The 14,902-nt window shown below is 63.5% G+C and carries 10 protein-coding genes; 6 read left to right on the forward strand and 4 right to left on the reverse strand.

Going from position 1 to position 14,902, the window contains the following annotated elements:
• Positions 1-16: 16 nt before the first annotated feature.
• Together hglS and amaB are read left to right on the forward strand one after the other, a co-directional pair.
• On the forward strand, positions 17-1,312 hold the full coding sequence (gene hglS / locus ABIE52_RS11285; protein ID WP_030535040.1) for a 2-oxoadipate dioxygenase/decarboxylase: 1,296 nt from the start codon (positions 17-19) through the stop codon (positions 1,310-1,312).
• Positions 1,299-2,804, forward strand: a complete 1,506-nt coding sequence (amaB, locus tag ABIE52_RS11290) for an L-piperidine-6-carboxylate dehydrogenase (protein ID WP_042922141.1) — start codon at positions 1,299-1,301, stop codon at positions 2,802-2,804. Before hglS ends, amaB begins: the two co-directional genes overlap by 14 nt.
• Here amaB and ABIE52_RS11295 read toward each other — a convergent pair.
• The 3 genes from ABIE52_RS11295 to ABIE52_RS11305 are packed head-to-tail and all read right to left on the reverse strand — an operon-like array spanning position 2,755 to position 5,973.
• Positions 2,755-3,540 (reverse strand): alpha/beta fold hydrolase, encoded by a 786-nt coding sequence (locus ABIE52_RS11295; protein WP_064074931.1) that lies wholly within the window; start codon positions 3,538-3,540, stop codon positions 2,755-2,757. The two genes, amaB and ABIE52_RS11295, sit on opposite strands and share 50 nt — an antisense overlap.
• Positions 3,537-4,601: an isopenicillin N synthase family dioxygenase gene (locus ABIE52_RS11300; protein WP_065352214.1), complete on the reverse strand. Its 1,065-nt coding sequence runs from the start codon at positions 4,599-4,601 to the stop codon at positions 3,537-3,539. Before ABIE52_RS11300 ends, ABIE52_RS11295 begins: the two co-directional genes overlap by 4 nt.
• Complete coding sequence (locus ABIE52_RS11305) at positions 4,582-5,973, reverse strand: uracil-xanthine permease family protein (RefSeq protein ID WP_007727244.1); 1,392 nt, start codon at positions 5,971-5,973, stop codon at positions 4,582-4,584. The genes ABIE52_RS11300 and ABIE52_RS11305 overlap by 20 nt, the downstream gene beginning before the upstream one ends.
• Before the next feature lie 134 nt (positions 5,974-6,107).
• On the opposite strand from ABIE52_RS11305, the gene ABIE52_RS11310 reads away from it, so the two are divergent.
• Genes ABIE52_RS11310 through ABIE52_RS11320 form a run of 3 tightly spaced genes read left to right on the forward strand, consistent with a single transcriptional unit; the run spans position 6,108 to position 8,857 of the window.
• A complete protein-coding gene (locus ABIE52_RS11310) occupies positions 6,108-6,671 on the forward strand; it encodes a helix-turn-helix domain-containing protein (protein ID WP_158170563.1) in 564 nt (187 codons plus the stop codon).
• 55 nt (positions 6,672-6,726) lie between these two features.
• The gene (locus ABIE52_RS11315; RefSeq protein WP_081377504.1) at positions 6,727-7,731 is read left to right on the forward strand and encodes an acyl-CoA dehydrogenase family protein; all 1,005 of its coding nucleotides are present in this window, start codon (positions 6,727-6,729) and stop codon (positions 7,729-7,731) included.
• Between the two features lie 34 nt (positions 7,732-7,765).
• Entirely contained in the window at positions 7,766-8,857 is a 1,092-nt protein-coding gene (locus tag ABIE52_RS11320) for an N-formylglutamate amidohydrolase (protein WP_042922139.1), read from the forward strand.
• 38 nt (positions 8,858-8,895) lie between these two features.
• Here the strand turns inward: ABIE52_RS11320 and ABIE52_RS11325 are convergent, their stop codons facing one another.
• Positions 8,896-10,227, reverse strand: coding sequence for an anaerobic C4-dicarboxylate transporter family protein (locus ABIE52_RS11325; protein WP_003940851.1), 1,332 nt, complete (start codon positions 10,225-10,227; stop codon positions 8,896-8,898).
• A gap of 106 nt (positions 10,228-10,333) precedes the next feature.
• Here ABIE52_RS11325 and ABIE52_RS11330 point away from each other — a divergent pair, with 106 nt between their 5' ends.
• On the forward strand, positions 10,334-14,881 hold the full coding sequence (locus ABIE52_RS11330) for an ATP-dependent helicase (RefSeq protein WP_042449813.1): 4,548 nt from the start codon (positions 10,334-10,336) through the stop codon (positions 14,879-14,881).
• Positions 14,882-14,902: the final 21 nt, after the last annotated feature.

Below are 14,902 nucleotides of genomic sequence, written 5' to 3' on the forward strand. Positions count from 1 at the left end.
GCAATCGGACATTCGTATGGTTGAAACCTGGGAGCTACGTGCACGGTTCGCAGCGGCCCTCGCCAAGATGTATGGCGACGAGGTCCCCGCTTACAACACCTTGGTAGATGTAACGATGCAGGTGAACCGTGATTTTGCCGCCGAACATCCGGATTCTGCGGAGCGCCTGGGCAGCCTGGCGAGAGTCAGCGCCGAGCGTCACGGCGCCATCAGACTGGGGACTCTCGACGAACTACGTGACGTAGCCACCGTCTTCGGCGGATTCGGTATGTTTCCGGTCGGCTATTACGACCTCCGGCTCACCGACTCCCCCATTCCCGTTGTCTCGACGGCATTTCGCCCCACCGATCCCGCCGAACTCGCCCAGAACCCGTTCCGCGTTTTCACCTCGGTGCTGACCAGTTCCGATTCCAGGTTCTTCGACACCGACCTCGAGCGTCGGATCACCAGGTTCCTGCGTCGCCGGACCCTGTTCTCTCCCGAACTTCTGCAGTGGGCACGGCAATCGAGTCGCGAGGGCGGGCTGACGGAGCCCGAGGCGACACAGTTCGTCGATGCAGCGACCTCGGCGTTTCGGCTCGGCACCGATCCCATCGACGCGGGCTGGTACCGCGAACTCGCCGCAATCTCGCCGGTCGCTGCAGACATTGCGGGGCAGGGCTCGACCCACGTCAATCACCTCACCCCGCGAGTGCTCGACATCGACGAGTTGTACCGCCGCATGACCGAGCGCGGTATCACCATGATCGACCGCATCCAAGGCCCGCCGAGATGGAGCGGACCACCACTACTTCTGCGGCAGACGTCGTTTCGTGCATTGGCCGAAGACAGACTCTTCCGTCAGCACGACGGATCGGTCACCACTGAGCCCGTCCGCGTCAGATTCGGCGAGGTGGAGGCACGCGGAATCGCGTTGACCCGCAGCGGGCGAGCGATCTACGACCGACTGATCGCCACGCCCGAGGACGCCGATTGGGACAGCGAATTTCCGCACTCCGAAAGCGAACTCGATGCCGCGGGGTTGGCGTACTTCACGTACCGAAACGAAGGAACTGTTGTCGTCCGCGACCCGATCGTCTACGAGGACTTCCTACCTGCCTCCGCGGCCGGGATCTTCGCATCCAATCTCGATTCCGTGACCGGATTCGTTTCCGATGCGCCCGGCGCCGAATACGGGCAGGATCGATTGGAGGGCGCCATCGACCGCACCATCGAAGATCCGTTCGAGCTGTACCGCGCACAACAAGAGGCGTCACGTGCCGTGCTGCCTCCCGCCCACAACAACAGAGGACTCCCCAGTGAACCTGCCTGATTCTTCGAGCCTCGCCGATCGCGCCGAAAGCGCCCTTGCCGCGTGCGGTGTCGAGTGGCCCGCCGGCGACCTGAGCGCACGAACCCCCATCACCGGTACGCAACTGCGTACCGTTCGGCAGCACTCCGGTAGAGAAGTCGACGACGCCGTCGACGCGGCGCATCGCGCGTTCCTCACCTGGCGCACCGTCCCCGCTCCGGCGCGCGGCGCGGTCGTGCGCCGGCTGGGCAGCCTACTGACCGAGCACAAGGATGACCTCGCGGAAATCGTGACGTTGGAGGCCGGGAAGGTCACCTCGGAGGCTCTCGGCGAGGTACAGGAGATGATCGACATCTGCGAGTTCGCCGTCGGTCTCTCCCGGCAGCTCTACGGACGCACCATGCCGTCCGAGCGTCCCGGACACCGGTTGACGGAAACGTGGCACCCTCTCGGCGTTGTCGGAGTCATCTCCGCGTTCAACTTTCCCGTCGCGGTGTGGTCGTGGAATACCGCCATTGCTCTCGTGTGCGGCGACGCCGTCGTCTGGAAGCCTTCGGAAACCACTCCGTTGACCGCGCTGGCATGTGACGCGCTCCTGCGACGCGCGCTCGCGGATTGTCAAGCACCGATCGACGTTCACCAGTTGGTCGTCGGCGGACGTGACGTCGGTGAGGCTCTCGTGGACAACCCACTCGTGGCCTTGGTCAGCGCCACCGGTTCCGTGAGGATGGGCCGCGCCGTGGCTCCGCGGGTCGCCGAGCGCTTCGGACGAAGTCTCCTGGAACTGGGTGGAAACAACGCCGCAGTCGTCACGCCGTCGGCGGATCTCGAGCTTGCCGTGCGCGGAATTGTCTTCTCCGCCGCTGGAACTGCCGGGCAGCGCTGCACCTCACTGCGCCGGCTCATCGTTCACGAGTCGATCGCCGACAACGTCGTCGACCGCGTTGCGTCCGCGTACGCGCAACTTCAGGTCGGTAGTCCCTTCGATTCCGGTGTTCTGGTCGGGCCGCTGATCAACGAAGCCGCGTTCGAGACGATGCAGAAATCGCTCTCGGCCGCACGCGCGGACGGCGGAACTGTGGTGTGTGGCGGGGACCGCGTCGGCGATTCCGGGTTCTACGTGACACCTGCCCTCGTTCGTATGCCCGCACAGACCGAGGTGGTGCGGGCGGAGACTTTTGCACCCATCCTCTACGTCTTGACCTACACCGACTTCGACGACGCCATTGCGCTGCACAACGGCGTACCTCAAGGACTTTCGTCCTCGATCTTCACACTCGACCAGCGAGAAGCAGAGCGCTTCCTCGCCGCCGACGGCTCCGATTGCGGCATCGCGAACGTGAACATCGGAACGTCCGGTGCGGAGATCGGCGGCGCATTCGGCGGGGAGAAGGAGACTGGCGGCGGACGCGAATCGGGTTCGGATTCGTGGAAGGCATACATGCGCCGAGCCACCAATACCGTCAATTACTCGGACCAGCTTCCGCTGGCTCAAGGGGTCGAGTTCGGCTGAACACCTGCCGGGCGAAATCGGTGATCGCGTCGATCAACTCCGGGAGCGCCGACAACTGCGGTGCATGGTCGGTGCCCAGGCTGACCACCTGGGCACCGGGGACAAGTCTCTGCATGGCGCGTTGAGCCTCGATCGGCACGGTTCGATCCAGCGTGCATTCGACATACAACCTCGGCACGGTTCCGAATCGCTCTTCCGTCCAGACCGGTGCCATCAGGCGGGCTGACTCCAGTTGTGGAACGAGCATGCGCGCGGCGAAGATCGCATCAGCCACCGGCGCTTCGTGGAAGAACACAGCGGCGCCGGCTTCGGGCGGTATCACCGTCGCATCCCCGTCGTCGGCGGGGACCAACCAACGTGAGATCCCGACCGGACTTTCCAGACCGAGTTCGATGCAGAGCATCCCGAAGTCCGTCTGCGATGGAAGCATCATCCCTGCGACGTACACAAGACCCGTTACCCGCGAAGGCAGCAACTCAGCCACCTGTGAGGCCACGATGCCACCGCCGGAGTGACCGACGAGGGCGCACTGCCCGTCCAAGGACTCGACAACTGCCACAACATGTTCGGCAACGACATCGAGATCGATCACGTCGTCTGAGTTCCAACTTCCCGAGCCGGGAAGCTCCACCACAACAGGATTGAAGCCGGCCGATTTCAGTGGGCCACACACACGATCCCAGACCCAACCGCCGGCCCATGCTCCGTGGATCAGGACGATGTTCCGTGCACTCACTGCTTGACCTCGAGCTCTGCAGCCGAAAGTACCCGAGCCGCCTCACGACCTGCGGCGGCGTTGGACTTCCCCTGCCTCGACCCGGCCAATTTGGCCTTGATGTGATCGCGAACGGTAATGGGTTCGTACTCCAAGCCGGAGTCGTCCTGAAAACTCGGCAAGGTCGCAATCACCGCGTCGACGTTTCCGTCATGGAAGAAGGCCGCCGATCGCCGGCGCTTGATGGTGCCGTTCACCACCGGAGGCGCAACTCGGTGCAGCGTGGACATCCACCTGTCGTTGGTCAGTCGCGCGGTGAGATCCCCGAGGTTGACCAGTAGCGCGCCGTCGTGCGGCCAGACATCGTGCCAGCGTCGGTCGCTCCCGAGTACTTGCAAACCTTCGACCTGATCCGCCCACAGCACGGTGACCAGCCCGAAATCGGTATGTTCGCCCATCCCCTTCAACTCACCGTCCAACGTCACCGTCCCTTCGGGTAACGCGTAGTTGTTCATCCGCAGTACGTCGATGGAGTGGTCGGTGATCGACTCGAAGAATCCTGGGGTCAGCCCGAGCGCGTCTTCGAAAATGGTGGTCAGTGTGCGTGCCACCCGCTCGCCATGGGCGTAGTAATTCTCCACCCGCGCCGTGAAACCAGACACTGCGGGCCACAGGTTGATTCCGTAATCGTCCTCCGACAGTTCGAGTTCGGTGAATGATCGGGCTTCGGTTCCGACGTTGAAGGCCTCGAAAAAGTCGTTCATTCTGGTCGCGGATTCGACGCCGAGGCTCAGGCTCAGCGACTCACTCTTGGGCGGGCTGTACCCACGATTCGCGCCCTCGATTCGGTAGCCCGACTTCGTCTCCATCGGCAGCCCGAAGAAGTCGTCCATCGCTTCGGCGAGGCCGGAAGAAACAGCGGCCGGAACACCGTGGCCCCGAATCTGCATGAAACCTACAGTCCGACAAGCATGGTCGACTTCGGCAGCCACTCGCGCCTTGTCCTGGTCGGCACCACCGAGCACGTAAGGCGAGATGTCGACGACGGGCACTTCGAAGGGATCAGACTGGGACTGTGACACTGGCGTCTCCTGCAGAGCTGGTGGCGGGTTCAGATTTTGCAGTGGCATGGAGGCTCTCTCGCGATCGCCTCGCGAGTTCACCGAGTCGGGTGTGATTGAACAGCAGATTGAGCGAAAAGGCCGAGGCCGCAGCCAAGGTGATGCCGCTACCGAGGAGGATCTGAGCCGAGGAGGGGAATCGCTCGAACATCCCTTCCGCAAATTCCGGAAGAATACCGATCCCCACCGATACAGCGGCGATCGTGGTGTTGATCGGGTCGCTGAGATCGACCTTGCGCAGCGTGTTGATTCCGACCACGGCGACAGTGGAGAACAAGATGATTCCGACGCCGCCGACCACCGGATCAGGCAGGGCTGCAACCACTTCACCCATTCGCGGGATGAGGCCGAGGACGATCAGAATGGCACCGCTGGTAGCGGTCACGTACCGGCTGTACACCCGGGTCGTGGCAACGGCGCCGACATTCTGCGAGAAAACGGTGTCGACAAAGGCATTGAAGATTCCGCCCAGAACTCCCGACATCCCGTCGGCCACCAGCCCTCGTGCGAGATCTGCTTTCTTCAAAGGCTTTCCGGTGATCTCGCTGACCGCCAGCATGCTCGCCGTCGATTCTGCGAAGACGACTGCCATGACGATACTCATCGCCACCACGGCGGTGACGGGAAACTCCGGAGCGCCGAAGTGGAACGGCATCGGGAAGCCCACCCAGGCCGAGCCGCCGACGCCACTCAGATCGATCAGGCCCATCGGGATGGCGATCACGGTGCCGATCACCAGCGCCATCAGTACACCGAGCTGCGTCCACATCCCGCGGCCGAGGCAGATGAAGGCCACCGCGACCACAACGACTGCGGCAGCCAGCGCCAGATTCTTCGGGTCGGCGAACGACGGGGAGGTGGGGTCGTTTCCGACGATCAGTCCTCCTGCGACACCGATCAACGAGATGCCGATGACTGTGAGGACGACGCCGGTAACCAGGGGTGGGAAGTATCGGACGATCTTGGCGAACGGCACGGCCAAGGCAATGCCGACTACGCCACCGACCAGCATGGACCCGTACACCGCCTGCAGGCCGTACTCCTTGGCGATCAGAATCATCGGCGTCAGCCCGGCGAAGGTCGCCCCGCAGACGATCGGCAGCCGGACACCGGCGACCTTCCCGACGCCCAGGCTCTGAATGATCGTGATGATGCCTGCAACGAGCAGGTCCGCGCTGATCAGCATCGCGACTGTGCTGCGGTCCAGCCCTACGGCGGCACCGAAAACCAGCGGAACCGTGATGCAGCCGGTGTACATGATGAGGACGTGCTGAAGAGCAAAAGCAGACTGGCGGGCAAATGGGAGCCGCTGGTCGACAGGATGGATGGCCATGCGCCGATCTCCGTCCGAAGCTGGAAGTGTTTCGTGTACGGGACTATTCAGCACGTCGATAATTTCTTACCGTGGTCGAATTTGTTTCGTCTGTGTAATCAAAACTTTCACCAGAGCACTGCTATCTTCGGCACATGGACGACGACCAGAAGGCGATAGCGACCGCAATCGGGGCCGCCGTGCGGACGGCGCGAAAAGAAGCCGGACTGACGTTGCGCGAGGTTGCCGTGAAGTCGGGCTTGTCCCAGCCCTTCCTGAGCCAGACCGAAAACGGCCACGCAGTACCCAGTGTCATGAACCTTCATCGCCTCGCGCAATCGCTCGGCACCACGGCGCACGCACTCTTGGCACAGGGTGAGCGAACTCCGTCCAGCCTCGTCCGCGCCGGCGAGGGGCGAACCTTCGAACTGGCACACGATTCGGTGATTCGATTCTGCTCCACCGGCTCACGGACCATGGAACCCAACGAGATCACGGCAGCACCTCATTCCGAGGCAGGTGAGCACACCGAGCACGCCGGCGAAGAGTTCATTCATGTTCTCGAAGGATCTGTCGAGGTCGAGGTGGGACTGGACGAGCATCACGTTCTTCACGTAGGCGACACCCTCCTCTACACCTCGACCATCCCGCACCGGTGGCTCAATCGCACCGATGCGGTCGCGAGGTTCCTCATCGTGAGTTCGCCGCCCTCGTTCTAGATGCGCGGCTGTAGTTCCACACCACAACCCCCCGCTCACGGCTTACCCTGACAGCGTGACCATGTGGCCGGAACTTGCGCGCGAAATCGCCGATACCGTTCTGTTTCCCGTCGCCGACAGCGTCGACGCCGACGGAGAAATCCCCAGCAGCCATTTCGACGCGCTCGCAGCCGACGGCTTCTACGGCATCGCCGCCCTCGGTGAGGGTGGCCCCAGCAGCGAAGAACTGGTCGAGGTCCTCGAAACCTTGTGCGGCGGTTGCCTCGCGACGACGTTCACCTGGATGCAGCATCACGGCGTCGTCGGAGCCCTGGCGGCGAGTCCCAATGCACCTCTGCGCGAACAATACTGGGACGGTCTGGTTTCCGGCACGATTCGCGGTGGGGTTGCCTATGCCGGCGCCATCCCCCGCCCACCGCTCCTGTGGGCGAAGCGGGTGAACGACGGCTACGTCCTCGACGGGATCGCCCCCTTCGTCACCGGTTGGGGCATCGTCGATGTTCTCTTGGTGTCGGCGCGCGACGAGTTCGACAATTCCATCGTTCATTCCGTCGTACCGGTGGGCGAGGCCCCGGGTCTGACGATCGAGGAGCTTCCACTGATCGCGGCGCGCGGGAGCAACACCGTCCGAATCGTGTTCGACGCTTTCGAAATTCCCGATACCGACGTCTGTGCTGTCGTCAGCGACGAACAATTCCAGAGCACCCAGCTCCCCGGCTTGTGGCTCAACGGCGCGATGGCCATGGGCATCACCCGCCGCGCTGTCACCGAACTTGCGGATCTGGGAGTCGACACCGACGCGTTCGAGGAACAAGCCACCCGGGCGCGCGCCGATCTCGATGCAGCACTGCGCGACGGCGGCGACATGTCGGCCGCCCGCGCCCGAGCGTCGGAACTTGCGATACGCGCGTCGGCCGCACTCGTGACTGCGACCGGAAGCCGCGCTCTGGTCGGCAGCAACACCCCCGAGCGGCTCATGCGTGAAGCCACCTTCACTCTTGTCGCGGCTGGTCGCCCGGAGATCAAAACAGCTCTCGTGGAACGACTCAGCGGATACTGAGTACGCAAGGTTGTACTCGATTACGCTGGGGCTCATGACCAGTGGAGAACCAGTACTCATCCCGGCCGGAACCGTGTTCACGCCGGAGGACCTGACGTTCTATGCCGATCGCGACTCCCGCAGTCTCGACGACGCCATCGCCGAAGCCGACCTTCTTGTCAGTTGCCCACACTCGGGTTCCGCGATTCCAGCAGAACTCTCACGTTTTCTCGCACCCGAGTTCACACAGCGGCTGCAGTTCGACTTCACCGACATGTCCACCAGTCCCATCGTGCGCCGTTGGGCCGAAATCGATTCGCGCATCGTGTACGTGGAGAATCCGCACCCTCGCATGATTCGCGATCCCAACCGTGCGAAGCCCGAAAACCTGGAAGCGTCACTGCGCGAAGCATTCGCCCGCGTCCACGAGGCCGGTGCCGGCAACAAAGCGGACCTCACCGGCGTCGACGCAGTTCGCCCTGTCACCTTCTCGTTCTACCCCCTGCTGCTCGAGCCGACCGACGACGCGGGTTGGAAGGACCTCGCCGAGACCTTCACCGAGACAGCTGAACACGGTTTGGGCGTCTACGAGAGAACTCGCGACGCACTGATCGAAGCCATGGTGGCGAAGAGCTTCGAACTCGGTCGATCGTTCACGACCTTGTCGTTCCACGACACGATGAACCACACCACCCGGCAGGACGGCGCCGTCAATGTCGAACGGCCGGAAGCAGATCGGCTCCCCGACGTCGTCGCGCTCTCCAATCGTGGCGACCACGACGGCAATCGACGCGGCGACAATCCCGTGACGATGGATCCGGAGCTCATTCGCACACTTGCGATCTCACATCGCAAGGGATTTCAGGTCGACGATCCGGATGCCGTCGCTCTCAATCAGCCGTACCTCGGCAGTTTCGAAATCATTCGAGCCGGAGCCAGATTCGCCGAATTGAGCGCCCGCGCCGCCGAAGCCGGGATCACGTTGAGCGCGGTTCAGGCCGAATTCAAACGAGAATTCCTACTGGGAGACGAACTGGCCGCCTACATCATGGAACCCGGCGTCGACTGGCCTACACCCGACGCCGAACGGGTGGACCAGCTCGCCCACGCGTGCAAGGCGAGCTGGGACCACTACCGCAACAGCTGACTCAGCGCTGTCACTCAGGGCTGACTCAGCCGCAATACTCAACCGAGCACCACTCCGAACAACGCGCCGGCCGCAATCGTCGTGACGGCCAAGATGATGGTCGGCAGGAAGAACGAGTGGTCGACGAGCTTGGAACCGAGCTTCGTGCTGCCCGAGAGGTCGAAGTTCGCAGCCGCGATCTGCGAACCGTTTGTCGGCAACAGATAGACGCCGGCAAACGCTCCGGCCCACATTCCGCTCACCAGACCGGGTGCAATCCCGGCAGCGAGACCGATCGGCACGATGGTCCTCGTAGCGGTCGACTGACTGGTCGTCAGTACACAGACCAGGAAGACACCGAGCGCGAAGATCCACGGCGCGGCGTTGACCCAGTCGCCGACGGTGCTCGTGATCAGCTCGGAATGGGCGCTGATGAACGTGTCCGTCAGCCATGCCAGACCGAACAGCGCGATGGCCGAGACCATACCGGCACGGAACACCGTCGACGACGGCACGTCGGCGACATTCGGGCGGCACACCAGCAGGATCAACGTACCCACGACGAACATCAGCATTTCGATGATCGGTGTCATCCCCATCGGAGTACCGTCGGCAGCTTCGGGACGAATCCCCTTGAACAGGCCGAAGATCACGATAGCCAGGACGCCGGCGAGGAAGATCAGTGCCGCGTTTCGTCCGGTCTTCGTCGAGACGAGTTCGGTCTTGGAGGCTGCACCAGGTCCGGCCAATTCGCCCGACTTCATCTTCGCCTGTATCTCCGGGTCGTCGTCGAGATCTTTGCCGAGTCGGTTGACCGCGATGGAGGAAAGGACGATGCCGACAACAGCAGCCGGGAAGGTGATCTTGATGATGTCGATGAGTTCGAAATCGTAAGGCGGCACGTCGGTCAGCGTGACCATTGCCGCCATTGCCGCGGACACCGGACTACACGCCAGCGCCACACCGGTCGAGACAACTGACAGCGACAGCGGTCGTGACGGCCGCACACCGTTCTTGTACGAGACGTCGTAGATGACGGGGAGCAGTGGGTAGAGGATGTTGGACGTGCCGGCACCGACCGAGAACAGGAATGACACCAACGGCGCGATCAGCGTGATCTGTTTCGGGCGAGATTCGATCAACTTGGCCGCGATGGTGACCATCCAGTCGATACCACCGGCCGCCTGCATCATCGACGACGCGAGGACGACGGACAGGACGATGAGGAGAGCGTCGACCGGCGGACTGCCGACGTCCTCTCCGAAGACGAACACGAGGACGGCAACACCTGCGCCGCCCCACAGACCGAGAGCGACACCGCTCGATCTGGTACCCATGACAATCGCCCCGAGCACTACCGCCAGCTCGAGGACAATCTTGACTGCTTCCATCAGGCACTCGCCTTCTCGATAACAAGAGAATCGCTATAACAGGGCAAATAGTATGCTCTGCGCTTCGGCTGCAGGCACGAACACGCTGTCGGTGGGAAGGGGCAATATGGTGGTCGTGACCAACGTCCTCGGTAGGTTCTCGCCCGCCACACGCGAGTGGTTCGGCGGCGCTTTCAGCGCTCCGACTGCTGCGCAGCTCGGCGCCTGGGAATCCATCGCGAGTGGCTCTCACACACTTGTCGTCGCGCCCACCGGCTCCGGCAAGACATTGTCGGCGTTCCTGTGGGCCCTCGATCAACTCGCCGCCAAGGACGAAGGCGAACGCGCCACCAAAGTCCTCTACATTTCGCCGCTCAAAGCGCTGGGTGTGGACGTCGAGCGGAACCTTCGCGCGCCGCTGGTCGGCATCACGCAGACGGCGAAGCGTCTAGGCCTCACTCCGCCCGAGATCACCGTCGGTGTCCGTTCCGGTGATACGTCCCAGGCCGATCGGCGCTCGTTGATCAAACGACCCCCGGACATCCTGATCACCACGCCTGAGTCGTTGTTCCTGATGCTCACCTCCGCTGCCCGGGAAACACTGGTCGGTGTCGACACCGTGATCGTCGACGAGGTTCACGCGGTGGCGGGCACCAAGCGCGGCTCTCACCTCGCGCTCTCACTGGAACGCCTGGACGGCTTGCTCGAGCGTCCGGCGCAACGCATCGGATTGTCGGCCACTGTCCGTCCGCACGAGGAGATCGGGCGGTTCCTCGCCGGTTCGGCACCGATCCGAATCGTGGCTCCGCCTGCCGCCAAGACCTTCGACCTCACGGTCCGTGTTCCCGTCGAGGACATGACCGAACTGGGGATCGCGACGCCGGACGACGGTTCCGAATCTCCCACCCCGCAAGCCGGTTCGATCTGGCCCCACGTCGAGGAACAGATCGTCGACCTCGTTCTCGACCACCGATCGTCCATCGTGTTCGCCAACTCTCGCCGCCTCGCCGAACGATTGACAGCCAGGCTCAACGAGATTCATGCAGAACGCATCGGTCTGGCCGTCGAGAAAACATCTCGCCCGCCCGCGCAGATCGGGGCTCCCACCGAGGTCAACTACGGCGCAGAACCCCTCCTTGCTCGCGCCCACCACGGATCGGTCAGCAAAGACCAGCGAGCCCTCATCGAAGACGACCTCAAATCGGGTCGATTGCGATGCGTCGTCGCCACCAGCAGTCTCGAACTCGGAATCGACATGGGCGCCGTCGACTTGGTCATCCAGGTGGAGGCACCGCCTTCGGTTGCCAGCGGCCTGCAACGTGTCGGCCGCGCCGGCCACCAGGTCGGTGAGATATCGCGAGGCGTCGTCTTCCCCAAGCATCGCACCGACCTGATTCATTGCGCGGTGACGGTCGAGCGCATGGTCGAAGGCAAGATCGAAGCGATGGCCGTTCCGGCCAATCCCCTCGACATCCTCGCTCAGCAAACTGTTGCGGCCACCGCTCTCGAACCGATCGACGTCGACGACTGGTTCGAGACCGTGCGCCGAAGCGGTTCCTTTGCAACGCTTCCCCGTTCGGCGTACGAATCGACTCTGGACTTGCTGGCGGGGCGGTACCCCTCGGACGAGTTCGCCGAATTACGTCCTCGCCTTGTCTGGGATCGTGAGTCCAACACGCTCACGGGCCGCCCGGGTTCGCAGCGTTTGGCCGTCACTTCCGGCGGCGCAATCCCCGACCGCGGCCTCTTCACCGTCTACATGGTTGGCGAGAAAGCGTCCCGCGTCGGCGAACTCGACGAGGAAATGGTCTACGAATCCCGGGTCGGCGACGTCTTCGCGCTCGGCGCCACCAGTTGGCGGATCGAGGAGATCACCTTCGATCGGGTTCTGGTCAGCCCCGCCTACGGCATGCCGGGTCGTTTGCCCTTCTGGCACGGCGACGGACTCGGTCGCCCCGCCGAACTCGGACAGGCGTTGGGGCAGTTCGTCCGCGAAACGGCTCTCGGCAACGAAGCCGACGTCGTCGAGCGTTGCCGCGTGGGCGGGCTCGATCACAACGCGACTACCAACCTGATCCAACTCGTCGGTGAGCAGAAGAATGCCACCGGGCAGGTGCCGTCGGATCGAACCCTGGTGGTCGAACGCTTCCGCGACGAACTCGGTGATTGGCGTCTGGTGCTGCATTCCCCGTACGGCCAACGGGTTCACGCACCGTGGGCCCTCGCCATCGGGGCGCGCCTGCAGGAACGATACGGCGTCGATTCCAGCCCGACGGCCTCCGACGACGGCATCATCATCCGACTCCCCGACACCGAGAACGAACCTCCCGGCGCCGAACTGTTCACCTTCGACGTCGAGGACATCGAAGATCTGGTCACCCAGGAGGTGGGCGGCTCCGCGCTCTTCGCTTCCCGATTCCGCGAATGTGCCGCCCGCGCACTGCTTCTCCCCCGCCGCAATCCCGGAAAACGTGCACCGCTGTGGCAGCAGCGTCAGCGGTCGGCGCAACTGCTGGACGTCGCCCGCAAGTTCCCGACCTTCCCGATCCTGCTCGAGACCGTACGCGAGTGCTTGCAGGACGTTTACGACCTGCCTGCACTGAAGGAATTGTTCGGCAAGATCGAGAAAAGGCAGATTCGAATCGTCGAGGTGGAGACGGCCTCTCCGTCTCCGTTCGCCAGTGCGCTCCTGTTCAACTACGTGGGTGCGTTCATGTACGAGGGCGACAGCCCCCTCGCCGAGCGACGCGCCGCCGCTTTGTCCTTGGACTCCACGCTGTTGGCCGAACTCCTCGGCCGCGTCGAGCTGCGCGAGCTCCTCGACGCCGGAGTGATCGAGCAGGCCGAACGTGAACTGCAACGGCTCGTCCCTGACCGAAAGGCCAAGGACCTCGAGGGTGTTGCCGATCTCCTCCGCATGCTCGGCCCGCTGACCACCGAAGAAGTCACCGAACGCTGTCTCGAGGACCCGGTCTCATGGCTCGAGAAGTTGGTTACGGACAAACGCGCCCTCCACGTCTCGTATGCGGGCGAGAGCTGGTGGACCGTCGTCGAAGATGCAGCGCGGCTTCGCGATGGACTCGGCGTTCCCCTACCCATCGGCGTTCCGGCCGCGTTCATCGAGCCGGTCGATCAACCACTCGACGACCTCCTGAGCCGGTACGCCCGCACCCACGGTCCCTTCACTCTCGCCGACGCGGCTGCACGCTTCGGTCTCGGAGTATCAGTCGCGCGTGACGTTCTCGGTCGGCTCGCGCTCGAAAAGCGGGTCCTGGAAGGTGAATTCCGCCCGTCTGCAACCGGGAGCGAATGGTGCGACGCCGAGGTCCTGCGTCGCTTGCGGCGACGCTCGCTCGCCGCGGCACGGCAGGAGGTCGAGCCGGTCAGCACCGCGACGCTCGGGCGATTCCTTCCCAGTTGGCAGCACGTAGGCGGCACGCTGCGAGGAATCGACGGTGTTGCAACGGTGGTCGATCAACTTGCCGGCGTTCCGATTCCGGCGTCCGCTCTCGAATCGTTGATCCTGCCGAGCCGAGTTGCCGACTACTCTCCCGCGATGTTGGACGAACTCACGTCGACGGGTGAAGTCCTGTGGTCCGGATCGGGAGCTATCTCGGGCAAAGACGGGTGGGTAGTGCTGCACCCCGCCGACCTGGCACCGATCACGCTCAATTCGCCCGCCGACACCGACGTCTCGGAATTGCAGAAGCGCATCCTCGACCTGCTGTCCGGCGGCGGTGCCTACTTCTTCCGCCAGTTGGTCGACGCGTTGCGAACTACGGAGTCGGCTGCGGACACGGTCGACAGTGCGGTGACGACGGCACTGTGGGAGTTGGTGTGGCTCGGACACATCGGTAACGACACCGTTGCACCGCTGCGCGCACTTCTCTCCGACACCACCAGAACAACAACCAGTCACCGATCACCTCGCCGTGTTCCGCGGGCCCGTCCGTACCGCGGAATGGCCCGCGCTTCCACGCCCGCGCGCACGGGACCGGCAACTGCCTCCGGTCGGTGGTTCCAGCTGCCAGGTATCGAACCTGACCCCACTATCCGGGCGCACGCCACGGCTGATCTGCTGCTCGAACGATACGGCGTCGTCACCCGCGGTTCGGTGATGAGCGAGAACGTGCCGGGCGGTTTCGCGTTGATCTACAAGGTACTGAGCACGTTCGAGGACAACGGGCGCGCTCGACGCGGATACTTCGTGGACACCCTGGGCGGCGCTCAATTCTCCACGCCTCCCGTGGTGGACCGCTTGCGGACGTTCGGTGATTCCATCGAGGGGCGCCACACCTCCTCGGCTGCAGTCACTCTCGCGGCGTGCGACCCGGCAAACCCGTACGGCGCGGCGCTGCCGTGGCCGGCGTCGGGGGGCGAAGAGTCACCAGGACACCGACCCGGACGAAAAGCCGGCGCACTGGTAGTTCTGGTGGAGGGTGAGTTGGTTCTGTTCGTCGAGCGCGGCGGTCGCACGATCCTGACATTCACCGACGACGGCGGAACGTTGCGCCTGGCAGCACTGTCACTTGCTCAGAAGGTGACTTCTCGCGCCATCGACAAGTTGGTAGTGGAGAAGGTCGACGGAGAGACCATCCACGGCAACGATTTTGCTCCGGTCCTGGTCGAAGCCGGCTTCGCGGCCACCCCTCGCGGATTCCGGTTGCGGTCATGAGGATTGGGGTCATGATGATTG

Source organism: Rhodococcus sp. OAS809 (assembly GCF_040546695.1).
In the GTDB taxonomy this organism is placed as follows: domain Bacteria; phylum Actinomycetota; class Actinomycetes; order Mycobacteriales; family Mycobacteriaceae; genus Rhodococcus_F; species Rhodococcus_F qingshengii.

Excerpts from the sequence above, each read along its gene's own strand:
- hglS (WP_030535040.1), top strand. The coding sequence starts at position 17 with ATGGTTGAAACCTGGGAGCTACGTGCACGGTTCGCAGCGGCCCTCGCC.
- ABIE52_RS11305 (WP_007727244.1), bottom strand. The coding sequence starts at position 5,973 with ATGGCCATCCATCCTGTCGACCAGCGGCTCCCATTTGCCCGCCAGTCT.
- ABIE52_RS11310 (WP_158170563.1), top strand. The coding sequence starts at position 6,108 with ATGGACGACGACCAGAAGGCGATAGCGACCGCAATCGGGGCCGCCGTG.
- ABIE52_RS11320 (WP_042922139.1), top strand. The coding sequence starts at position 7,766 with ATGACCAGTGGAGAACCAGTACTCATCCCGGCCGGAACCGTGTTCACG.
- ABIE52_RS11325 (WP_003940851.1), bottom strand. The coding sequence starts at position 10,227 with ATGGAAGCAGTCAAGATTGTCCTCGAGCTGGCGGTAGTGCTCGGGGCG.
- ABIE52_RS11330 (WP_042449813.1), top strand. The coding sequence starts at position 10,334 with ATGGTGGTCGTGACCAACGTCCTCGGTAGGTTCTCGCCCGCCACACGC.